The 22284-nt window shown below is 62.2% G+C and carries 16 protein-coding genes; 13 read left to right on the forward strand and 3 right to left on the reverse strand.

Going from position 1 to position 22284, the window contains the following annotated elements; all coding sequences use genetic code 11:
* The 11 genes from lpxD (at window position 1) to pdxY (ending at window position 15785) form a co-directional block, all read left to right on the forward strand.
* The gene (gene lpxD / locus CAK78_RS09330; RefSeq protein ID WP_094697100.1) at window positions 1–1020 is read left to right on the forward strand and encodes a UDP-3-O-(3-hydroxymyristoyl)glucosamine N-acyltransferase; all 1020 of its coding nucleotides are present in this window, start codon (window positions 1–3) and stop codon (window positions 1018–1020) included.
* A gap of 24 nt (window positions 1021–1044) precedes the next feature.
* On the forward strand, window positions 1045–1506 hold the full coding sequence (gene fabZ / locus CAK78_RS09335; protein WP_010634777.1) for a 3-hydroxyacyl-ACP dehydratase FabZ: 462 nt from the start codon (window positions 1045–1047) through the stop codon (window positions 1504–1506).
* Window positions 1507–1511: 5 nt separating this feature from the next.
* A complete protein-coding gene (lpxA, locus tag CAK78_RS09340; RefSeq protein WP_005303438.1) occupies window positions 1512–2303 on the forward strand; it encodes an acyl-ACP--UDP-N-acetylglucosamine O-acyltransferase in 792 nt (263 codons plus the stop codon).
* Window positions 2296–3435, forward strand: coding sequence for a lipid-A-disaccharide synthase (gene lpxB, locus CAK78_RS09345; protein WP_094697091.1), 1140 nt, complete (start codon window positions 2296–2298; stop codon window positions 3433–3435). The genes lpxA and lpxB overlap by 8 nt, the downstream gene beginning before the upstream one ends.
* Window positions 3436–3510: 75 nt before the next feature.
* Window positions 3511–4101, forward strand: a complete 591-nt coding sequence (rnhB, locus tag CAK78_RS09350) for a ribonuclease HII (RefSeq protein ID WP_094697092.1) — start codon at window positions 3511–3513, stop codon at window positions 4099–4101.
* A 53-nt stretch (window positions 4102–4154) separates the two neighbouring features.
* On the forward strand, window positions 4155–7634 hold the full coding sequence (dnaE, locus tag CAK78_RS09355) for a DNA polymerase III subunit alpha (RefSeq protein WP_094697101.1): 3480 nt from the start codon (window positions 4155–4157) through the stop codon (window positions 7632–7634).
* Window positions 7635–7650: 16 nt separating this feature from the next.
* Window positions 7651–8601, forward strand: coding sequence for an acetyl-CoA carboxylase carboxyl transferase subunit alpha (gene accA / locus CAK78_RS09360; RefSeq protein ID WP_094697093.1), 951 nt, complete (start codon window positions 7651–7653; stop codon window positions 8599–8601).
* A gap of 405 nt (window positions 8602–9006) precedes the next feature.
* On the forward strand, window positions 9007–10536 hold the full coding sequence (gene cadC, locus CAK78_RS09365) for a lysine decarboxylation/transport transcriptional activator CadC (RefSeq protein WP_094697094.1): 1530 nt from the start codon (window positions 9007–9009) through the stop codon (window positions 10534–10536).
* Window positions 10537–11305: 769 nt separating this feature from the next.
* A complete protein-coding gene (gene cadB, locus CAK78_RS09370; RefSeq protein WP_094697095.1) occupies window positions 11306–12640 on the forward strand; it encodes a cadaverine/lysine antiporter in 1335 nt (444 codons plus the stop codon).
* 77 nt (window positions 12641–12717) lie between these two features.
* The gene (locus tag CAK78_RS09375) at window positions 12718–14850 is read left to right on the forward strand and encodes a lysine decarboxylase CadA (protein ID WP_017784018.1); all 2133 of its coding nucleotides are present in this window, start codon (window positions 12718–12720) and stop codon (window positions 14848–14850) included.
* A gap of 71 nt (window positions 14851–14921) precedes the next feature.
* Window positions 14922–15785 (forward strand): pyridoxal kinase PdxY, encoded by an 864-nt coding sequence (pdxY, locus tag CAK78_RS09380; protein WP_010634772.1) that lies wholly within the window; start codon window positions 14922–14924, stop codon window positions 15783–15785.
* A 7-nt stretch (window positions 15786–15792) separates the two neighbouring features.
* Here pdxY and CAK78_RS09385 read toward each other — a convergent pair whose 3' ends face one another.
* Window positions 15793–17211 (reverse strand): MATE family efflux transporter, encoded by a 1419-nt coding sequence (locus CAK78_RS09385; RefSeq protein WP_094697096.1) that lies wholly within the window; start codon window positions 17209–17211, stop codon window positions 15793–15795.
* A gap of 102 nt (window positions 17212–17313) precedes the next feature.
* The gene (locus tag CAK78_RS09390; RefSeq protein ID WP_094697097.1) at window positions 17314–18225 is read right to left on the reverse strand and encodes a LysR family transcriptional regulator; all 912 of its coding nucleotides are present in this window, start codon (window positions 18223–18225) and stop codon (window positions 17314–17316) included.
* Window positions 18226–18732: 507 nt separating this feature from the next.
* On the opposite strand from CAK78_RS09390, the gene CAK78_RS09395 reads away from it, so the two are divergent.
* Entirely contained in the window at window positions 18733–20028 is a 1296-nt protein-coding gene (locus tag CAK78_RS09395) for an HAAAP family serine/threonine permease (protein ID WP_005303413.1), read from the forward strand.
* A 67-nt stretch (window positions 20029–20095) separates the two neighbouring features.
* Here the strand turns inward: CAK78_RS09395 and CAK78_RS09400 are convergent, their stop codons facing one another.
* A complete protein-coding gene (locus CAK78_RS09400) occupies window positions 20096–21136 on the reverse strand; it encodes an MBL fold metallo-hydrolase (RefSeq protein WP_094697098.1) in 1041 nt (346 codons plus the stop codon).
* A 157-nt stretch (window positions 21137–21293) separates the two neighbouring features.
* Here CAK78_RS09400 and CAK78_RS09405 point away from each other — a divergent pair, with 157 nt between their 5' ends.
* Window positions 21294–22193: a LysR family transcriptional regulator gene (locus CAK78_RS09405; RefSeq protein ID WP_094697099.1), complete on the forward strand. Its 900-nt coding sequence runs from the start codon at window positions 21294–21296 to the stop codon at window positions 22191–22193.
* Window positions 22194–22284 lie beyond the last annotated feature (91 nt).

The following is a 22284-nucleotide window of genomic DNA, read 5'->3' on the forward strand; positions in this document are numbered from 1 at the left end:
ATGGCATTCACTCTCGCACAGCTGGCCCAGCAACTGGGGGCCCAGGTCCATGGCGACGGAACCCTGGAAATCCGCAAGGTAGCGACACTGGAAAAGGCCGGGGAGGGGGACATCACCTTCCTGTCCAATAAAAAGTACCGGCATTATCTGGAGCAGAGCAAGGCGACCGCCGTGCTCATCACAGAAGCGGATCTGCCATTTTGTCCCACCAATGCCCTGGTGCTCAAAGACCCCTACGTGGGCTTTGCAAGGGTTGCCCAACTGCTGGACACCACGCCGCAGCCGGCCACGGATATCCATCCGAGCGCGGTGATCGCGGCGGACGTGCAACTGGGCGAGAGAGTGGCCATCGGGGCCAATGCGGTGATCGAATCCGGCGTGGTGCTGGGGGATGATGTGCGCATTGGTCCGGGCTGTTTCGTTGGCAAGAATACCCGACTGGGAGCCCGCTCCCGGTTGTGGGCCAACGTCACCCTCTATCACGACGTCACCATGGGTACCGACTGTCTGGTTCAATCCGGCACAGTGATCGGCGCCGATGGTTTCGGTTATGCCAACGAGCGCGGCGAGTGGATCAAGATCCCCCAGCTCGGCGGCGTGACCATCGGCAACCGGGTCGAGATCGGTGCCTGCACCACCATCGACCGCGGCGCGCTGGAAGATACCCGCATCGCTGACAATGTCATCATCGACAACCAGTGCCAGATCGCCCACAACGTCGAGATCGGCTACGGCACCGCCGTGGCAGGCTCCACCGTGATGGCAGGTAGTCTCAAGGTCGGCAAATACTGTATCATTGGCGGCGCCTCCGTCTTTAACGGGCATATGGAGATCTGCGACCAGGCCACCGTTACCGGCATGGCCATGGTGATCCGACCCATTACCGAGCCCGGTGTCTACTCTTCCGGCATCCCCCTGCAAACCAACAAAGAGTGGCGCAAGACCGCCGCCCGGGTGATGCGTATCGAAGAGATGCACAAGCGGTTGAGCAAGCTTGAGAAGAAGCTGGACCAAGAATAATCACGATTGGTATAGGGTACTGTTTTGACTACTGAAAAGAAGAGCCTGGGTATCCAGGAAATAATGGATCTGCTGCCCCACCGTTATCCGTTCCTGATGGTGGACAAGGTGGAAAACTACGAGATCAGCGATGAGCGCAAGACCCTGCGCGCCATCAAGAACGTCTCCTTCAACGAGCCGATCTTCCAGGGGCACTTCCCGGCCAAGCCGGTGTTCCCCGGCGTGCTGATCCTGGAAGCCATGGCACAGGCCACCGGTATCCTGGCGTTTACCATGGTGGGCAAGCCGTCCCCCAACGAACTCTATTACTTTGCCTCAATCGACAACGCTCGTTTCAAGCGTCCGGTGGGCCCCGGCGATCAGCTGGTGCTCGACGTGGAGTTCCTGAAAGAGCGTCGCGGTATCGCCAAGTTCACCGGTGTGGCCACGGTCAACGGTGAAGTGGTCTGTACCGCCGAGCTGATGTGCGCCAAACGCGAGGTTTAACACACGTGATCGACCAGACTGCCATCATTCACGATACTGCCGTCGTCCATGAGTCTGCCGTCATCGGTAAAGGGGTTGAAATCGGCCCCTTTTCTGTCATCGGTGCCGAGGTGGAAATCGGCGACAACACCTGGGTCAGCTCCCATGTGGTGATCAAGGGCCCGACCAAGATCGGTCGTGGCAACAAGATCTTCCAGCACACCTCCATCGGTGAGGATTGCCAGGACAAGAAGTACGCCGGCGAGCGCACCTTCCTCGAGATCGGCGACAACAACGTCTTTCGCGAGAACTGCACCGTGCACCGCGGCACCATCCAGGATCAGTCTCTGACCCGGATCGGCAGCGGCAACCTGTTCATGGTCAACGTCCACGTTGCTCACGACTGCATCATCGGTGACAATTGCATCTTCGCCAACAACGCGACCCTGGCGGGCCACGTGGTGATCGGCGATTTCGTGATCTTCGGCGGTCTCTCCGCGATCCACCAGTTCGGCCGCGTCGGCTCCCACGCCTTCGTCGGTGGCTGCGCCGCCCTCAACAAGGACGTGCCGCCCTACGTGATGGCCGCCGGCAACTACGCCAAACCGTTCGGGGTCAACTCCGAAGGGCTGCGTCGCCGCGGTTACACGCCTGAGGCGATCTCCGCGGTCAAGCGCGCCTACAAGGAGATCTTCCGCTCCGGCAAGACCGTCGAAGAGGTGCTGCCTGTGCTGATCGAGATGGCGCAAGCCGAGCCGGCCGTCCAGCTCTATGTGGACTTCCTCAAAGACAATGAGCGCGGGATCATCCGTGCCTGATCCGGTTCGCATCGGTATCGTCGCCGGAGAGGTCTCCGGCGACATTCTGGCTGCCGGTCTGGTACGCGAGCTGCAGGCCCGCTACCCGGACGCGCAGTTCGAAGGGATCGCCGGGCCGCGCATGCAGGCCCTCGGCGTGAAGGCCCTGTTCGAGATGGAAGAGCTCTCCGTCATGGGGATCAGCGAAGTGCTGGGCCGTCTGCCGCGCATTCTCAAGGTCCGCCGCGAACTGCTGCGCCACTTCATCGCCAATCCGCCCGATATCTTCATCGGGGTGGATGCACCGGATTTCAATATCGGGGTGGAGCTGAAACTGCGCCGCGCCGGTATCAAGACGGTTCACTATGTCAGCCCCTCGGTGTGGGCCTGGCGCCAGAACCGCATTCACAAGATCAAGGCCGCCACCGACATGGTGCTCGCCTTCCTGCCGTTCGAGAAGGCCTTCTACGACCGCTTTGACGCCCCCTGCCGCTTCGTCGGCCACACCATGGCGGACGACATTCCGCTGGTGCCGGATCAGGCTGCGGTGCGCAGAACCCTCGGCATCGATGCCAATCGCCGCTGGCTGGCGGTGCTGCCGGGCAGCCGGACGGCGGAAGTGGGCTTCATGTCCCCCCTGTTTCTCGAGGCGTGCAAGCATCTGACGGTGCGCTACCCGGATCTCGGCTTCATCGTGCCGCTGGTCAACCAGAAGCGGCGCGAGCAGTTCATGGCCATCAAGGCCGACGTGGCGCCGGATCTCGACATGGTGCTGCTGGAAGGGCAGGGCCGCGAGGCGATGATCGCCGCCGACGTGGTGATGCTGGCCTCCGGCACCGCCGCCCTTGAAGCCATGCTGGTGAAAAAACCCATGGTGGTGGGCTACAAGCTCAAGCCCTTCAGCTACTGGCTGGCCCAGCGGCTGGTGAAGACCGAATTCGTCTCCCTGCCCAACCTGTTGGCCGGCCGCATGCTGGTGCCCGAACTCATCCAGCACGAGTGCACCCCGGAGAACCTGGTGGTCGAGGTGAGCAAGTATTTCGAGCACGACAACAGCGCGCTGGTGAACACCTTCACCGAGCTCCATCAGCTTATTCGCTGCAATGCCGACCACCAGGCCGCCGAGGCGGTGGCCGAGCTGCTGGGCCGGTAGAGAGCGGGCGGCCAGCGTGGCTGCGCCAACGCGACGCCAGGCCCTGCGGGGCCTGTTTTGATTCAAGGCTACAAGATGATGATCGATATTCCTGACGACAAGCTGGTTGCCGGTGTGGACGAGGTGGGCCGTGGCCCGCTGGTGGGAGACGTGGTCACCGCCGCCGTCATCCTCGACCCGGCCAACCCGATCGAGGGGCTCAACGACTCCAAGAAGCTCTCCGAGAAGAAGCGCCTCGCCCTGTTTGACGAGATCAAAGAGAAGGCGCTGGCCTTCGCCATCGGTCGCGCCAGCCCGGCGGAGATCGACGAGCTCAACATCCTGCACGCCACCATGCTGGCGATGCAGCGCGCCGTGGCGGGGCTCAAGGTCACGCCCGAGCTGGTCTTCATCGATGGCAACCGTTGCCCAAGTTTGCCGATGGAGGCCCGCGCCGTGGTCAAGGGCGACAGCCTGGTGGCCGCCATCAGTGCCGCCTCGATCCTCGCCAAGGTGACCCGCGATGCGGAGATGACCGAGCTGGACAGCCGCCATCCCGAGTACGGCTTTGCCCGCCACAAGGGCTACCCGACTGCGGAGCACCTCGCCATCCTGGCCGAGCGCGGCCCGTTGCCGGAATATCGTCAAAGTTTCAAACCGGTGCGCCGCGCACTGGGAGTGGAATAACCCATGTTGATTTGTCTAAGCGATGGCTGCTTGCGTAATGAGAGGGCATGACGATGGCTGACCCCCGTTTCATTCACCTGCGGGTGCATACCGACTTCTCCATGGTGGATGGTCTGCAGAAGATCAACCCCATCGTCGGCGCCGCGGCGGCCGACAACATGCCGGCGCTGGCCCTGACCGACCAGATGAATATGTGCGGTCTGGTGCGCTTCTATGGCGCCGCCCATGGCAAGGGGATCAAGCCCCTGGTCGGTGCCGACTTCTGGGTGCAGAGCAGTGAACTCGGCGACGAGCAGTTTCGCCTCACTCTGCTCGCCATGGACAACGACGGCTACCAGAACATCACCCTGCTCATCTCCCGTGGCTATCAGCGTGGTCATGTGCAGGGACGGCCGGTCATCGACAAGGAGTGGCTGGTCGAGCACGCCAAGGGGGTGATCGTGCTCTCCGGCGGGCGCGAGGGGGACGTGGGCAAGTTCCTGCTCAAGGGCAACCGCCAGATGACCGAGCAGTGCGTCGCCTTCTACCAGACCCACTTCCCCGACGCCTACTATCTGGAGCTGCTGCGTACCGGTCGCCCCGACGAGGAGGTCTACCTCCACATGGCGGTGAACCTCGCGAGCGAGTTCGCGCTGCCGGTGGTGGCCACCAACGAGGTGGTGTTCCTCACCGCCGATGACTTTGACGCCCACGAGATCCGGGTCGCCATCCACGACGGCTACACCCTGATGGACAAGCGTCGCCCGCGCCGCTACAGCCCGCAGCAGTACCTGCGCAGCCAGGACGAGATGTGCGAGCTGTTCGCCGACATCCCGGAGGCGCTGGAGAACACGGTGGAGATCGCCAAGCGCTGCAACGTGACGGTGCGTCTGGGTGAATACTTCCTGCCCAACTTCCCCACCGGCGACATGACCACCGAAGACTTCCTGGTGGCCAAGTCGAAAGAGGGGCTGGAGGAGCGGCTCGAGTTCCTGTTCCCGGATCCGGCGGTGCGGGCCGAGCGTCGTCCTGAGTATGACGAGCGCCTCGACATCGAGCTCAAGGTGATCAACCAGATGGGCTTCCCGGGTTACTTCCTCATCGTGATGGAGTTTATCCAGTGGTCCAAGGACAACGGCATCCCGGTCGGGCCGGGCCGGGGCTCGGGTGCGGGGTCGCTGGTGGCCTACGCCCTCAAGATCACCGACCTGGATCCACTCGAATTTGACCTGCTGTTCGAACGTTTCCTGAACCCGGAGCGGGTCTCCATGCCCGACTTCGACGTCGACTTCTGCATGGACCGACGGGACGAGGTGATCGAGCACGTCTCCGAGATGTACGGCCGGGACGCGGTGTCCCAGATCATCACCTTCGGCAGCATGGCGGCCAAGGCGGTGGTGCGGGACGTGGGCCGGGTGCTGGGCCACGCCTATGGTTTCGTCGATCGCATCTCGAAACTCATTCCGCCGGATCCCGGCATGACCCTGGCCAAGGCGTTCGAGGCCGAGCCCAAGCTGCCCGAGCTCTACGAGCAGGACGAGGAGGTCAAGGATCTCATCGACATGGCGCGCCGGCTGGAAGGGGTGGTGCGCAACGCCGGCAAACACGCCGGTGGCGTGGTGATCGCGCCCACCAAGATCACCGACTTTGCGCCGCTCTACTGCGATGACGAGGGGCACCACCCGGTCACCCAGTTCGACAAGAACGATGTGGAGTACGCCGGCCTGGTGAAGTTCGACTTCCTCGGTCTGCGCACGCTTACCATCATCGACTGGGCGCTCGGCATGATAAACCCGCGGCTTGCCAAAGAGGGCAAGCCGCCGGTCGACATCGCCGCCATCCCCATCGACGACAAGCGCTCGTTCGACCTGCTGCAGCGCTACGAGACCACTGCGGTATTCCAGCTTGAATCCCGCGGCATGAAGGATCTCATCAAGCGGCTGCAGCCGGACTGCTTCGAAGACATGATCGCTCTGGTGGCCCTGTTCCGGCCGGGCCCGCTCCAGTCGGGCATGGTGGACAACTTCATCGACCGCAAACACGGCAATGAGGCCATCTCCTATCCGGACGAGAAGTGGCAGCACGAGAGCCTGCAGCCGATCCTGGAGCCCACCTACGGCATCATCCTCTACCAGGAGCAGGTGATGCAGATCGCCCAGACCCTGGCCGGTTATACCCTGGGGGGCGCGGACATGCTGCGCCGGGCCATGGGCAAGAAAAAACCCGAGGAGATGGCCAAGCAGCGGGCCGGTTTTGAAGAGGGCGCCATCAAGAACGGCGTCGACGGCGAGCTGGCGATGAAGATCTTCGACCTGGTGGAGAAGTTCGCGGGCTACGGCTTCAATAAGTCGCACTCCGCCGCCTATGCGCTGGTCTCCTACCAGACCCTCTGGCTCAAGACCCACTTCCCGGCCGAGTTCATGGCGGCGGTGATGACCGCCGACATGGACAACACCGACAAGATAGTGACGCTAGTGGACGAGTGTCAGCGGATGGGGCTGACGGTGATCCCGCCGGATGTGAACACCGGCCGCTACCGCTTCAGCGTCAATGAGGACGGCCATATCGTCTACGGCATCGGCGCGGTGAAGGGGGTGGGGGAAGGCCCCATCGATGCGATCCTGGAGGCGCGGGATCGGGATGGCCCGTTCCGCGATCTGTTCGACTTCTGCAACCGGGTCGACATCAAGAAGCTCAACAAGCGGGTGATGGAGAAGCTCATCCTCTCCGGCGCCATGGACCGGCTCGGCCCTCACCGAGCCGCCCTGATGGCGACCCTGGAGGAGGCGATGCGCGCCGCCGAGCAGCACGCCAAGGCTCAGGCGGTGGGGCAGGTCGACATGTTCGGCGTGCTCACCGAGGAGATCGACGACGTCAAGAAGGCGTTCGCCAACGTGCCGCACTGGCCCGACAAGGTGTGGCTGGAGGGGGAGCGCGAGACCCTCGGGCTCTACCTGACCGGTCACCCCATCAACCAGTACAGCGGCGAATTGCGTCGTTACACCTCGGGTCGCCTGTGCGATCTGCATCCCACCTCCCGCGATACCGTGACCACGGCGGCGGGGCAGGTGATCGCGGCGCGCAGCATGGTGACCAAGCGTGGCAACAAGATGGGGATCTTCACCCTGGACGACCGTTCCGGTCGCCTGGATGTGACCCTGTTCAGTGAAGCGCTGGAAAAATATGAAGAGTTGATGCAAAAAGACCGTATTTTGGTGGTTTCTGGACAGGTCAGCTTTGATGACTTCTCCGGTGGCCTTAAAATGTCGGCCCGTGAATTACTGGATATCAACGATGCGAGAGAGCGTTTTGCCAGGGCAATCCGCATCTCTCTCGATGAACAGCGAATCGATGATCGCTTTTTCCCGCGTTTGTGCGAGATTTTGGAGCCCGCCCGTGCCGGAGTCTGTCCGGTTCAGGTAAACTATCGTCGCCCCGGCTCCCGGGTGCGATTGACGCTCGGCACCGAGTGGCGGGTGACGCCCACCGATCAACTGATAGATGACTTGCGCGTCCTGCTGGGACGAGAGCGGGTTGAATTGGTTTTTGATTAGAGGATCTATAGTCCCTATGAGTCTTTTTCTGGATTTTGAACAGCCGATCGCCGAGTTGCAGGCACAGATCGATGAACTGCGCCATGTGAGCGAGCACAACAGTGCCGTGGATCTGAGCGAAGATATTCGTCGGCTGGAGAAGAAAAACGAAGAGCTGACCAAGAAGATCTTCGGCGATCTGGGCGCCTGGCAGGTGTCACAGATGGCGCGTCATCCACAGCGCCCCTATACCCTCGACTACCTCGAGCACATCTTCACCGATTTCGACGAGCTGGCCGGCGATCGCGCCTATGCCGATGACAAGGCCATCGTCGGCGGTATCGCCCGTCTGGACGGCGAGCCGGTGATGGTCATCGGCCACCAGAAGGGGCGCGAGACCAAGGAGAAGATCAAGCGCAACTTCGGCATGCCGCGCCCGGAAGGGTACCGCAAGGCCCTGCGCCTGATGGAGATGGCCGAGCGCTTCAAGATGCCGATCATCACCTTCATCGACACCCCGGGCGCCTACCCGGGCGTGGGTGCCGAGGAGCGTGGCCAGTCCGAAGCGATTGCCCGCAACCTGAAAGTGATGGCCGGTCTGACCGTGCCGGTGGTCTGCACCGTGATCGGTGAAGGCGGCTCGGGCGGCGCCCTGGCTATCGGTGTCGGCGATCGCGTCAACATGCTGCAGTACTCCACCTACTCCGTCATCTCGCCGGAAGGGTGCGCCTCCATCCTGTGGAAGAGCGCCGACAAGGCGCCGGTGGCTGCCGATGCCATGGGCATCACGGCTCAGCGTCTGAAAGAGCTGAAGCTCATCGACAACATCGTCGAGGAGCCGCTCGGCGGCGCCCACCGCAATGTGGAGAAGATGGCCAAGCACCTGAAAGAGCGCATCCAGCAGGATCTCAACGCCCTGCGTCCGCTCGATACCGAGCAACTGCTGGAGCAGCGTTACCAGCGTCTGCTGGGCTACGGCTACTGCTGAGTCTGCTTCGGTTCGAATGGATGATGGAAGGCCCCCGCACTGCGGGGGCCTTCTTTTTTGTTTGGTGGTAACAGGCGGAACCGTCTGCAGGATAAAACCCTGCCCATATGGATACCAATTGGCACGATGTTTGCCAAAATCCCCTTGTTGGATCAATTCAGCGGTGATTTGTGGCCAAAAAAAGTGGGATCCTGCTCCCATTTTGCTTAAAGTGATCCCTGCCGAACGACCCGTCCGGCATGCCCGCAAGGATGCTCTGCGGACGTAAACAGGCCTCCCGGCCTGACTCACAGGAATGTTCACCCCGCCGGCGGCACTGCCTTTTGCAGCGCCCTGCTGCCCGTTCAGTCGCCCGGTGTTACGTCACTCTCATCTTGCATCGTCTTCATCTGCAGCGAGTGAATCATGAGCGAATCGGTTTTTGAGATCCACGACTGGACCCTGAGCGTCGACGACAACATGCTGTGTCGCCCCGACCGCGAGGTCTACCTCGAGCCCCGGCTGGTCAATCTGTTGCGCTTCCTGGCGAGCAACGCCGGCACCGTGTTCGGCCGTGACTGCCTGATCAACGAGGTGTGGGACGGCGCCGAGGTGACCGATCAGGTGGTCACCCAATCCATCTTCGAGCTGCGCAAGATCCTCAAAGACGGCCGCAACGACGCCGCCGACTACATAGTCACCGTGCCCAAGCGCGGCTACAAGCTGGTGGCGCCGGTGCGGCCGCAGCAGGTGGTCTCGGTGGTGATGGCGACTGAGCAGGAGACGCAGAGCGCCTCCCGACCGTCGTTCGCGGCGCCAGCCCTCGATGAAGAGGAGGAGGAGCAGGGCAACGTTACGCCCTTCCCGGCCGGCCCGTTGACCCGCGCCGTCACCACCCATGCCAGAGAGGGGGGCAGCCGTTGGAAGCTGGTGGGGTTCGATATCTTCGTGGTGGCGATCCTGGTCGCCCTCGTCAGCCTGCTCAGCTATCAGCACACCAGTCCTCAGGTGCACACCATGCTGGACCCCGAACTGCTGGTGTTTCGCTTTCACTCCGGCATGGATGGCAGCAACGAGAACGTGCGCCTCGCCGACGGCATCACCCGCGCCCTGATGGGGGAGGTGGCCGCCGCCACGCCGCTGCGGGTGCAGTACGGCGCCAACACCCTGATGGGGGGCATCCTGCCCGGCAAGGAGCTGAGCGTGCGGGTTTCCCGCCAACCGGGGGGCACCTATCTCGATCTGGAGTATCGCAACATCAACACCAACCGGGTGCTGTTCAGCCACCAGTACCAGCTCAGCCGCCACAACGTGCACGGAGTGTTGCAGGCGAGCAGCCAGGATCTGTTGCGTGCCCTCGACCAGACGCAAGTGCTGCCGGGCATGGGCTGGCCCACCGATGACGGTGCGCTGATGGCCATGATGGAAGCACAGTACTACATCAACAGCCAGGATCCGGTGGCCCTCCAGCGCGGTGTCGAGCTGCTCGACAAGTCGCTGGCCAGCCAGCCGGATCAGCCGCTGCTGCTGGCGGAGCGCTATCTGGCAGGGGAGGCGCTGGCAACCCTGGCAGGCACCCCCCAGAGCGACCGGTTGCCGCAGATCGGCGCCCATCTGGCCAGGGTGGTACAGAGCCAGCCGCTGCAGCCGGCCCGGGTGTGGGAGGCGTTGACCCTGCAGGCCATTCTGGACGGTCAGCAGCAGGAGGCCAACCGCCTGCTGGGTGAGGCTGGCAGCCGGGGCCGCTCCGTGCTCTATCACATACTGCGCGGCAAGCTGGCGGAGCTGGACGGTCACCCGGAAGCGGCGGGGGATGCCTACAGCCAGGCCTTCCTGATGGAGGCGACCGAGCAGACCTACCTGCTCTGTCAGCGGCTCGGCTTTTACAGCAACATGGAAACCCTCACCCCGGCGCTGTTCAACTCTCTGGGCCAGAGCAAGGTCAAGCTGTTCTGAGCGGCGCCGGCCGCGCGCCGCGCCACTGTTCACAGGCCGCCCATGGGCGGCCTGTGTGTTTCTTGCCCTCCCATGGGCACTCGGGTTTGCTCTTCTATCCCTATCCCTATCCCTATCCCTATCCCTATCCCTATCCCTGGCCCTGGCCCTGGCCCACAGCAACGACTGGCCATGGCAGGCCTGTGGCTGCGCCATACCCTGTTCCATCCTCTGCTGATAAAGCCCCGGCCGCCATTGGCAGAGGTTGCCTGTCGATGCCGACAGTCGTGACCGCCGCCCCGGTGACCTGGCCGCCTTTGTCGATATCGCTCCGGGTCATCACTGCGCCCGTTTGGTGTGTGGGGGTTGTTATGTCGGCCAAGGTGGCCCCGGGTCATGCAAAGTGAGGGGGTGAAGGAAGGGCGGTGAGGGGAAAAGGGGGGCACTCGGCCATATGTCGTGCGGGGGATAGGGGGTTATCGGCCCACCTGCACCGCCGCGGGTCATCAGCAAAATATCAAGATGGTTCGAGTGGCGCCAACTGGTCTCATCAAGGGGGACGACGGATATCAAGGTTTTATCAAGATGTCTGTAGTGAGTTCAGTCAACATGCTGTTTTAACTCTGTTTTTGTCATCTTTGACGGGCGGGCTGAAAAAGTTTGCTCATGTTTTTATCCCTTAGCGGGTCTTTATGTTTTCCGGGGCGTAGAGGCCTAGTCTGTGGCCATTGATTGGCGGAAGGCTCCGCCAAGCGTGTGTTTGATGCCTTAATATCGACCCGGAGATTTTATGTCCCTAGATACGAGCAAGAAGATCGGCCTTGTCGCCTGTACAGGTGTGGTGGCCGGCAACATGATGGGGAGCGGTATCGCGCTGCTGCCCTCGGCCCTGGCCACCATAGGTTCCATCTCTGTGTTCAGCTGGGCCATCTGCCTGGTCGGCGCCATGGGGCTGGCCTTCGTGTTCGCCCGCCTCGCCACCAAGAACCCGCAGGAGGGCGGCCCCATCGCCTACGCCGGCGAAATCTCCCCAGTGTTCGGCTTCCAGACCGGTGTGCTCTACTACCACGCCAACTGGATCGGCAACCTGGCCATCGCCATCACCGGCGTCTCCTACCTCTCCGTCTTCTTCCCGATCCTCAACAGCCCGATCCCGGCCGCCGCGGCCACCATCGCCGCCGTCTGGATCTTCACCCTGGTCAACCTGCTGGGTGGCAGCTGGGTGAGCCGGCTCTGTACCCTGGGCCTGGTGCTGATCTTGTTGCCGGTGGTGGGTACCGCTCTGGTGGGCTGGGGCCATTTTGATGCCGCCGTTTACAGCCAGAACTGGAACACCACCAGCGGCAGCGACCTGCATGCTGTCATCAGCGCCGTGCTGATCTGCCTCTGGTCCTTCGTGGGGGTGGAGTCTGCCGCCGTCTCCTCCGGCATGGTGCAGAATCCCAAGCGCACCGTGCCGCTCGCTACCATGCTGGGTACCGGTATCGCGGGGGTCATCTACATCCTCTCCACCCAGGTGATCAGCGGCATGTTCCCGGCCGGTGAAGTGGCGGCCTCTGGCGCCCCGTTTGCCATGGCCTCCTCCGTCATCTTCGGCAACTGGTCCGCGCCGTTCGTCTCCGCCTTCACCGCCCTGGCCTGCTTCACCTCGCTGGGCTCCTGGATGATGCTGGTGGGCGAGGCGGGCAAGCGTGCCGCCCACGACGGCAACTTCCCGAAAATCTACGGCGAAGTGGACAAGAACGGCGTCGCCAAGAAGGGTCTGATCCTGGGCTCCCTCAAGATGACTGCCCTGATGATCGGCTTGACCGCCTTCACCTCCCAGTCCGCCCACGCGGCCGACCTCTTCAACGTGCTGACCACAGATGCGGTGCTGCTGACCATGCTGCCCTACTTCTACTCCAGCATTAACCTGATCCGTTTTGAAGGCATGACCTCCCGCAGCATCGGCGCCATGATCTTCTCCGGTGTGGCCTGCGTCTTCTGCCTGATTGCCCTGATGGGCGCCAAGGGTTCCAACCTCACAGCAACCTTCGTGGTGTCGCTCATCATCCTGATGTTCTACGCCAAAAAACTGGGCCTGCGTCAGCACGATGCCCTGCTGAGCGAACAGCCCAGCAACTGATTTCCCCTTTTATCTTCCGAGCGCTCTTCACTCACCATCCCTGATGGAGAGCGCCCTCTTACGTGTGGAGCATCAAGATGAACATCATTGCCATCCTCAACCACCTCGGCGTTTTCTTCAAAGAAGAACCCATTCGCCAGCTGCAAGCTTCCCTCGAGCGCAAGGGTTTCGAGGTCGTTTATCCGGTCGATGTGGCCGACCTGCTGAAACTCATCGAGAAGAACCCCCGTGTCTGCGGTGCCATCTTCGACTGGGACAAGTATTCCCTCGGGCTGTGCAAGGAGATCCACGATCGCAACGAGAAGCTGCCGATCTTCGCCTTCGCCAACGACCAGTCCACCCTGGACATTCACCTGACCGACCTGCGCCTGAACGTGCACTTCTTCGAGTACCGTCTCGGCATGGCCGACGACATCGCCCTCAAGATGGGTCAGGCCACTCAGGAGTACCAGGACGCCATTCTGCCGCCGTTCACCAAGGCGCTGTTCAAGTACGTGGAAGAGGGCAAGTACACCTTCTGTACCCCGGGTCACATGGGCGGTACCGCCTTCCAGATGAGCCCGGCCGGCAGCATCTTCTATGACTTCTACGGCCCCAACGCCTTCAAGGCCGACGTCTCCATCTCCATGCCGGAGCTGGGCTCCCTGCTGGATCACTCAGGTCCTCACAAGGAAGCCGAAGAGTACATCGCCCGTACCTTCAACGCCGATCGCTCCTACATCGTCACCAACGGCACCTCCACTGCCAACAAGATCGTCGGCATGTACTCGGCGCCGGCCGGCAGCACCGTGCTGGTGGATCGCAACTGCCACAAGTCGCTCACTCACCTGATGATGATGAACGACGTGACCCCGATCTACTTCCGTCCGACCCGCAACGCCTACGGCATTCTGGGTGGCATCCCGCAGAGCGAATTCAGCCGCGACACCATCGCTGCCAAGGTCGCCGCTACCCCGGGTGCCCAGGCGCCGCGCTACGCCGTGATAACCAACTCCACCTATGACGGCCTGCTCTACAACACCGGCTTCATCAAGGAGGCGCTGGACACCCCCTACATCCACTTCGACAGTGCCTGGGTGCCCTATACCAACTTCAGCCCGATCTACGAAGGCAAGTGCGGCATGAGCGGCGAAGCCATGCCGGGCAAGGTGTTCTACGAGACCCAGTCCACCCACAAGCTGCTGGCGGCCTTCTCCCAGGCGTCGATGATCCACATCAAGGGTGACGTGGAGGAAGAGACCTTCAACGAAGCCTTCATGATGCACACCTCCACCTCGCCGCAGTACGGCATCGTGGCCTCTACCGAGATCTCCGCTGCCATGATGCGGGGCAACACCGGCAAGCGGCTGATCAAGGACTCCATCGATCGCGCCATCTCCTTCCGCAAAGAGATCAAGCGCCTGCGTGAGCAGAGCGAAGGCTGGTTCTTCGACGTATGGCAGCCGGACGACATCGACACCGTCGAGTGCTGGAAGCTGGATCCGAAGGATGACTGGCACGGCTTCAAGGACATTGACGACGACCACATGTACCTGGATCCCATCAAGGTGACCCTGCTGACCCCGGGCATGGGCCGCGATGGCCAGCTGCTGGAGCGCGGTCTCCCGGCCTCCCTGGTCTCCAAGTTCCTGGACGAGCGCGGCATCGTGGTGGAGAAGACCGGCCCCTACAACCTGCTGTTCCTCTTCTCCATCGGTATCGATCAGTCCAAGGCGATGCAGCTGCTGCGTGCCCTGACCGAGTTCAAGCGTGGCTACGACCTGAACCTGACCATCAAGAGCATTCTGCCGAGCCTCTATCGTGAAGACCCGAGCTTCTACGAAGGGATGCGCATCCAGGAGCTGGCCCAGCGCATTCACGAGCTGACCAGCAAGTACCGTCTGCCGGAGCTGATGTTCAAGGCGTTCGACGTGCTGCCGGAGATGAAGATGACCCCGCACGCCGCCTGGCAGCAGGAGCTGGCCGGCAACGTGGTGGAAGTGCCGCTGCGCGACATGGTGGACCGCATCAGCGCCAACATGATCCTGCCCTACCCGCCGGGAGTGCCGCTGGTACTGCCGGGCGAGATGGTGACCCAGGATTCCCTGCCGGTGCTCGAGTTCCTCGAGATGCTGTGCGAGATCGGTGCCCACTACCCGGGCTTCGAGACCGACATCCACGGCCTCTATCGTCAGGCCGATGGCAGCTACACCGTCAAGGTGCTGCGCTAATCACAGTGACAACAACGGGCCGCAAGGCCCGTTTTTCCCATTTTGGTTCATCCATTTTTTTGCGAGTCAGCATGAAGCGAGTTCTCTCCATCCAGTCCCACGTGGTGTTTGGCTGCGCCGGCAACAGCGCCGCCGTGTTTCCCATGCGCCGCATGGGGCTGGAGGTGTGGCCCGTCAACACGGTGCAATTTTCCAACCATACCCAGTACAGCGCAGGCTGGCAGGGGATGGTGATGCCAAACGGCCATATCCGCCAGCTGATGGCGGGGCTGGCCGACATCGGCGTGCTGGGGCAGTGCGATGCGATCCTGAGCGGCTATCTCGGCTCGGCCGAGCAGGGGGAGGAGATCCTGGCGGCGGTGGCTCACCTCAAGGCGCTCAATCCGGCCGCCCGCTATTTTTGCGATCCCGTGATGGGGCATCCCGACAAGGGGTGTATCGTCGCGCCCGGCGTCGCCGATTTTCTGAAAAACCGGGCGCTGGCCTGCGCCGACCTGCTGGCCCCCAATCTGCTGGAGCTGGAGCAGCTGACCGGCCGCGAGATCCACAACCTGAGCGAGGCGCTGGCGGCTTGCCAGCAACTGCGTGACGGAGGCGTCGAGCTGGTGATGGTCAAGCATCTGGGCCGCGCCGGCTTGAGCCTGGATCGGTTCGAGATGTTGCTGGTGTGCGAAGAGGGGGCGTTTCATATCTCGCGCCCCCTCTATGAGTTTCAACGTCAGCCCATCGGAGTGGGGGATCTGCTGAGTGCCACCATGCTGGCCAACCTGCTGGCGGGCTTTACGCCGGTGGCGGCGTTCGAGCGCACCAATGCCAGCGTGGACATGGTGTTGGCCCAGACCTGGCTGGCGGGCGCCTACGAGCTGCAGCTGGTAGCCGCCCAGCAGGCGCTGGTCGAGCCCGAGATCCGCACCTGCGCCAGCCGGCTGGGTTAGCCGCGCATCAACCTGCGCGCCGTGCCAGCGTAACCTGCTGGCGGGCAAGCGCCTTGGGCGAGCACCTGGTGTGCGGGGCGCAGGCCAGCTTGAGCTGGTGCCACTCGCGCCACAGCAACCAGCACAGCGGCAGGGTCAGCAGCAGCACAGTGGTGGGTTGGGCCAGCAGCACACCGTCGCGGCCCCACCAGAGCGGCAGCATGAAGATGAGCGGCAGCAGCAGCAGGGTCTTGGCGATGGAGATGAACAGCGCCTGACGGGTGCGTGCCATGGATTGCAGCAGCACGATACCGAACATGATGATCCCCTCCAGTGGAATGGCGCCGAGATTGAGGGTCAGGCTGCTGATGGCAGCCGCGAGCAGCTCGCCATCTTGATCGCCGGTGTAGAGCATGGCTACCTGGCGCGGTAGCAGCTGGATCAGCAGCCAGACCGCCAGACCGTAGACGAGTGTGATCTTGAGCCCCATCTCCATCAGGAACTTGAGATCGCGGTAGCGCTTGGCGCCGGCCGCCTGGCTGACCAGCGGCTGGATGCCGAAGGCCAGCCCCTGCAGAATCACGATGAATACCGCCTCTGTGTAACCGGCGACGGTGAAGCCCGCCAGATCCTTGACCGAGCCGTGCACCATCAGCTGGCTGTTGTGCAGCATCAGCAGCAGGCCGAGGTTGAACTGGGCGATGAGGCTCGGCAGACCGGTGAACAGCAGGTTGGGCATGGCCGGCAAGCAGGGCATCAGCTGGCGCCATTCCAGCTGCAACCTGGCATGACGGGTAAAGAAGTAACCCAGGCCCAGCAGGCTGACCATCCCTTCCGAGATGAGGGTGGCCTGGGCCGTCCCTATCAGGCCCAGCCCCAGCCGGCCCACCATGATGTAGTTCAGGATGATGTTGAGAATGGCGCCGCCGCTGACCAGCAGCATGGCGAGCCGGGGCCGGCCATCGTTGCGCAGCAGATAGGGGACCGCCAGGTTGCCGGCCAGCAGCAGGGTACCGCCGCCGATCCAGTAGAGGTAGTCGCTGGCCTGTTGCCAGGTGTCGGTGCCCTGCTCGATGCCCAGTGCCAGCAGGATGTCGATGTGCCAGTAGTGCAGCAGCAGCGGCGCCACCGTACCCAGCCCCACCAGCAGCCAGAGCGCATTGACCAGCGCCTGGCGGGCCAGCCCGGTGTTCCTGGCTCCCTGCTGGTAGGAGATGGCGGTGGCCGCCCCCATGCTGATCATGGCGGCGAGGCCGATCAGCACCATGATGACCGGGTAGACCAGGTTGATGCCGGCGAGACCGGCGGCCCCCACGTAGTGGCCGACGAAGATGCCATCGACCAGGTAGTAGGCGCCGGATACCAGCATGGCCATGACGGAGGGGAGGGCATAGCCCCAGAAACGGCGGGTCATCGCCCGCTGGCGCAGAGTGAAATAGGCAGACATATCTGTTCTCTTGGGGAGTTCGATTATCGAGCAGATAGTCTAGATTGATATTGTTTTTGTGATAATCCTGGTTCTACTTGAAGGATTGATGAGTGATATTCATCAATCAACCGGTTGGTAGTGGGCTTTCAGCATGTCGATGAGAGCCCGCAAGCCGCTGCCCAGTTGGTGCCGGCTGGGATAGAAGAGGTAAAAACCGGCAAAGGTGGGGCACCAGGGCTCCAGCACGGTGAGCAGTTTCCCCTGGGCCACTTTTTGGCTCACCTCCTCTTCCAGACAGTAGGCCAGCCCCAGACCCGCCTCGGCCGCTCCCAGATAGAGGGCCGGCGTGCTGGTGGTGAGCGGGCCCGTCACCTCTATCTCCAGCAGGGATCCCTCCTCCCCGGCGAAGGCCCAGCGGTAGTGATGGGAGGGAGTGAGCCGGTAGCCGATGCAGGCGTGGCGCGACAGCTCGCGGGGGTGCTGTGGTGTGCCGTGTTCGGCCAGATAGGCGGGGGAGGCCACCACCAGATAGCGCTGGGGCGGCCCGAGCGGTACCCCGATCATCTCCTTGGGCAGCAGATCGCCGTAGAAGAGGGCGGCGTCATAGCCATCCTCGATGAGGCGCGGCATCAGCTCCTGTTCCACCACCTCCACCTGCATGCGCGGGTAGCGTACCAGGTAATCGATCAACACCGGGGCCAGCAGGTCGTCGATGGCCCCGCGCGGTGCGCAGATCTTCAGCCGTCCCACCGGCTCGTCGCTGTGACGGGTCAGCTCGCCCAGTGCGCTCTCCAGATGGTTCAGGGTTGGCAGCAGCTGGGTCAGCAGCCGCTGGCCCGCCTCGGTGGGCACCACGGCGCGGGTGCTGCGGTTGAGCAGTCGCACCCCCAGCCGGGTCTCCAGCCCTTTCAGGCTGTGGCTCAGGGCGGATGCCGAGACCCCGAGTTCGAGGGCGGCCTTGCTGAAGCTCTGGTGACGGGCGACGGCGGCAAACACCGCCAGTTCGGCGAGGTCGGTACGGGTGATGGCCATATCAATTCAGCGGAAAAATGTTGAACAACAGGGTACGCCAGGGCGAGGCAAGGCACAACGTGGCCAACAAACAGACACATGTAGCGAAATTGTTGTACCCACAAGGATATAGATACGGGTGAAACTACTGCTATTTGTTAACGGCTGTTCACAAAATTGGGCTCAGAACGTGATCTCTGACGCCAGAAAGGCGATTCCAATCAAACTTTGGTTGATTAATTCAAAAAAACACTGTGATCGCTAAGGGGATTTAATTAGAGTCAGCTCATCGAAACAAAGGCGTGTTAGTGAGTTGTAAAAGCTGACGCGTTTGTGGCCCTCGGGCCCACTCACCATAGGTCTGTTTGTTGCAATTTGGTTGTCACATGGAGTGATGACCAGTTTGCCGGAGCGATGGGAATGAGAATAAAACAGGGATGGACTGCAAGCGTTCCAGGGAAATGGGACAGGGCATTGCGCCCGGTTGACTAGATATTTTCTATTTTCCTTGATGACAGGAACACCCCTATGTCTGACATGAACATTGCAGTAGAAGGCAACTTAGCCAGTAATGCATCTTCCCGTGGCATCAACAAGGCCGATGTGGTCTGGATGCTGGGTCTGTACGGTACCGCCATCGGTGCCGGTGTGCTCTTCCTGCCGATCAACGCCGGTGTAGGTGGCCTGTGGCCGCTGGTTGCCATGCTGATCCTGGCCCTGCCGCTGACCTTCTTCGCCCACCGTGGCCTGACCCGCTTCGTGCTGTCCGGCTCCACCCGTGACGGCGACATCACCGAAGTAGTAGAAGAGCACTTCGGCAAGACCGCAGGCAAGTTCATCACCCTGCTCTACTTCTTTGCCATCTACCCGATCGTGCTGATGTACTCGGTCGCCATCACCAACACAGTCGAGAGCCTGATTGTTCACCAGCTGGGCATGACTGCACCTCCCCGTGCCGTGCTGTCACTGGCGCTGATCCTGGGTCTGATGGCGGTTGTTCGTCTGGGCGGCCAGGTCATCGTCAAAGCGATGAGCGTGCTGGTATTCCCGTTCGTGATCACCCTGATGGGCCTGGCGCTCTACCTGATCCCGCACTGGAATGGTGCCATCATCACCGAAGCCCCGGCGCTGGGTGATGCCTTCAACGGCGATTTCATCAAGACCCTGTGGCTGGCCATCCCGGTCATGGTGTTCTCCTTCAACCACTCCCCGATCATCTCCTCCTTCGCGGTGGACAACAAGGGTCGTTACGGTGAAGGTGCCGAGAAGAAGTGCAGCAACATCCTGCTGGGCGCCCACGTCATGATGGTGATGACCGTTATGTTCTTCGTATTCAGCTGCGTACTGAGCCTCTCTCCGGCTGACCTGGCTGCCGCCAAGGAACAGAACATCTCCATCCTGTCCTACCTGGCCAACCACTTCGACAACCCGGTTATCGCCACCGTGGCTCCGCTGATCGCCATGGTTGCCATCAGCAAATCCTTCCTGGGTCACTACCTGGGTGCGCAAGAGGGCATGAACGGCCTGATGGCCAAGGCGCTGCGCGAGAAGGGCAAGAACGTTGACACCAAGCAACTGAACAAAGTTACTGCCGTGTTCATGATCCTGACCACCTGGGCCATCGCTACCATCAACCCGAGCATCCTCGGCATGATTGAAGACCTGGGCGGCCCCATCATTGCCATGCTGCTGTTCCTGATGCCGATGTACGCCATCACCAAGGTGCCGGCCATGCGCAAATACGCTGGCAACATCAGCAACGGCTTCGTGACCATCATCGGCCTGATCGCCATGTCCGGTATCATCTACAAGCTGATTGCCTGATAACTCCGGTTACCTGCTTGAATGAAGAAGCCGCCTCGCAAGAGGCGGCTTTTTTTATGGCCGGGATTCAGGGCTGGGCGTTGTCGATGTTCTCCGCCTGCCAGAGGGCGTAGCCCTTGCCAGACACCGTGGTGGGCAGGTCAATCTGCATCAGGTCATTGCCGATGACGAAGGGGCCCGAGTAGCGGGCGCGCAGGCTCTGGGCCAGATCCTTCACCCCGATCTGGCCGTTGAGGCCGATATGGCTGAACACGGTCAGCGCCGGTTTGGCTTCGTTCATTACCAGGGCTGCCTGCTCGGGGGAGGCGAGGTGACCGGCGATCGCCCGGTAGCCAGGGTTGGCCTTCATGCGGGCGGCAGAGGTCATGGAGACGCAGTGCACCAGCAGATCCGCCCCTTTGGCCTCTTTCACCACCTGCGGGCTGTAGCGGGTATCGCCGGAGAGCACCACGCTGTGGCCGTGGTAGTCGATGCGATAGCCAAACGACGGCTTGATGTTGACCCCGTGGTCGTTGTCAAAGGCGGTCACCTTGACCCCATCCCGGTCGTATACCACCCCGGCAGTCACTTCATGGCTGTTGATCTTCACCCCGTCCAGCGGCGTCCCCTCATCCTTGACCCGGGTCTCGATGTCGGTGGCGTAGGCTTGCTGCAGGCCGCTCGCGAGGGCATCGGTGCCCTTGGGCCCGTAAAGCTCCATCGGCGCGTGGCGCTGGCCATAGGCCGGTTGCAGCCAGCCGGTCAGCCAGAGATCCGCCAGCCCGTTGGTGTGATCCGAGTGGAAATGGGTGAGGAAGAAGGCGTTGACCCGGCCGATGGGAATATGGAGCTGCCACAACCGGGTGGCGGAGTTGCGGCCAAAGTCGAACACCAGCTTCTGGTTGCCCGCCTCGACCAGGGTGCTGTAGCCACCACGGCTGATCTGGGGCACCGGGGTGCCGGTGCCGAGCAGGCTGACCCGGAAGATATCGGGCTGGGCTTGAGTCGCGGTCAGGGTGGCGGTGACGGGGGCGTTCTGCTGCGGGTTGATAAAGCTGCTCTCGGCAGCCTGGCTGACACCGGTGGCCAGCAGACCGACCAGCAGGGCGGCCAGATAGGTACTTTTCATGGTGATATGTCCTGATGGGTGACGTTGCTGATCACTATATTGACAACCAAAAATGCGATAAATTGGCAAAAAACTATTTCTTACTAAACTGTTGGTTGTGAATGTGGGCCGCTTGCGGCGGGCCAAATGGCCTCGAAACGTAGGCCAAGGAGAAGTTGTGGATCGATTGACCAGCATGCGTATCTTCACCCGGGTGGTGGATCTTGGCTCCTACAGCGCGGTGGCAAGCAAAGAGGGGATCAGCGCCCAGATGGTGGGCAAGCATGTGCAGGGGCTGGAGCAGTGGCTGGGGGGCAAGCTGTTTCACAAGACCACCCGCCAGCAGACCCTGACCGAGCTGGGCCAGCTCTTTCTGGCTCGCTGCCAGCGGGTGCTGGAAGAGCTGGCGCTGACCGAGTCGCTTACCCAGCACCTGCTGGCCGAGCCGGCAGGGCGGCTGCGCATCGCTGCCCCCCTCAGTTTTGGCCACCATCGGCTGGTGCCGCTGCTGCCCGCTTTTCTCGACCGTTACCCCAAGCTGGAACTGGATCTGCAGCTCACCCCGCGCTGGGTCGATCTGGTGGAGGAGGGGTTCGATGCCGCCATCCGCACCCTGCGCCCGCAGGATGAGGCGCTGATCGCCCGCCCGCTGCTGACCCAGCACTACCGCCTCTGCGCCGCCCCCGACTACCTCGCGCGTCACGGTGTGCCCCGTCATCCGGCCGATCTCGCCCGCCACCAGTGTCTGCACGGCAACTGGGGCGAGCACGAGCGCTGGCAGTTTGTCGGGGGCGATGGCCAGAGCGAGGAGGTGCGGGTCGCCTCGCGCCTTCGCATCAACCACTGGCCGGCGTTGCTGACGGCGGCGCTGGCCGGGGCTGGCATCAGCTTGCAACCAGTCGATCAGGTGCAAGGCCATATCGCCGCGGGGCTGCTGCTGCCCCTGCTCGATACCTACCGCATTCCCGCCAAGACCCTCCACTTCATCTACCCGGCGGCACGCCGGCAGGTGCTCAAGATCACCCTGCTGGGGGATTTTCTGGCGGAGGCGCTGCAACCGGACTCAGAGGCTGAATAAAGCGCTGCATATTCTTGCCATCGTGCTTAACAAAGGGGCGGGGGAGGCCTAACATGGCGGGATGTTTTTCTAGTCGGGACAAAAGGATACC

The organism is Aeromonas sp. A35_P (genome assembly GCF_002259925.1).
GTDB classification, from domain to species: Bacteria; Pseudomonadota; Gammaproteobacteria; order Enterobacterales; family Aeromonadaceae; genus Aeromonas; species Aeromonas dhakensis.

Bases quoted from the DNA above. Each gene is read 5' to 3' on its own strand.
- lpxD (WP_094697100.1), top strand. From the start codon at position 1: ATGGCATTCACTCTCGCACAGCTGGCCCAGCAACTGGGGGCCCAGGTC.
- rnhB (WP_094697092.1), top strand. From the start codon at position 3,511: ATGATGATCGATATTCCTGACGACAAGCTGGTTGCCGGTGTGGACGAG.
- dnaE (WP_094697101.1), top strand. From the start codon at position 4,155: ATGGCTGACCCCCGTTTCATTCACCTGCGGGTGCATACCGACTTCTCC.
- accA (WP_094697093.1), top strand. From the start codon at position 7,651: ATGAGTCTTTTTCTGGATTTTGAACAGCCGATCGCCGAGTTGCAGGCA.
- cadC (WP_094697094.1), top strand. From the start codon at position 9,007: ATGAGCGAATCGGTTTTTGAGATCCACGACTGGACCCTGAGCGTCGAC.
- cadB (WP_094697095.1), top strand. From the start codon at position 11,306: ATGTCCCTAGATACGAGCAAGAAGATCGGCCTTGTCGCCTGTACAGGT.
- CAK78_RS09375 (WP_017784018.1), top strand. From the start codon at position 12,718: ATGAACATCATTGCCATCCTCAACCACCTCGGCGTTTTCTTCAAAGAA.
- pdxY (WP_010634772.1), top strand. From the start codon at position 14,922: ATGAAGCGAGTTCTCTCCATCCAGTCCCACGTGGTGTTTGGCTGCGCC.
- CAK78_RS09385 (WP_094697096.1), bottom strand. From the start codon at position 17,211: ATGTCTGCCTATTTCACTCTGCGCCAGCGGGCGATGACCCGCCGTTTC.
- CAK78_RS09390 (WP_094697097.1), bottom strand. From the start codon at position 18,225: ATGGCCATCACCCGTACCGACCTCGCCGAACTGGCGGTGTTTGCCGCC.
- CAK78_RS09395 (WP_005303413.1), top strand. From the start codon at position 18,733: ATGTCTGACATGAACATTGCAGTAGAAGGCAACTTAGCCAGTAATGCA.
- CAK78_RS09400 (WP_094697098.1), bottom strand. From the start codon at position 21,136: ATGAAAAGTACCTATCTGGCCGCCCTGCTGGTCGGTCTGCTGGCCACC.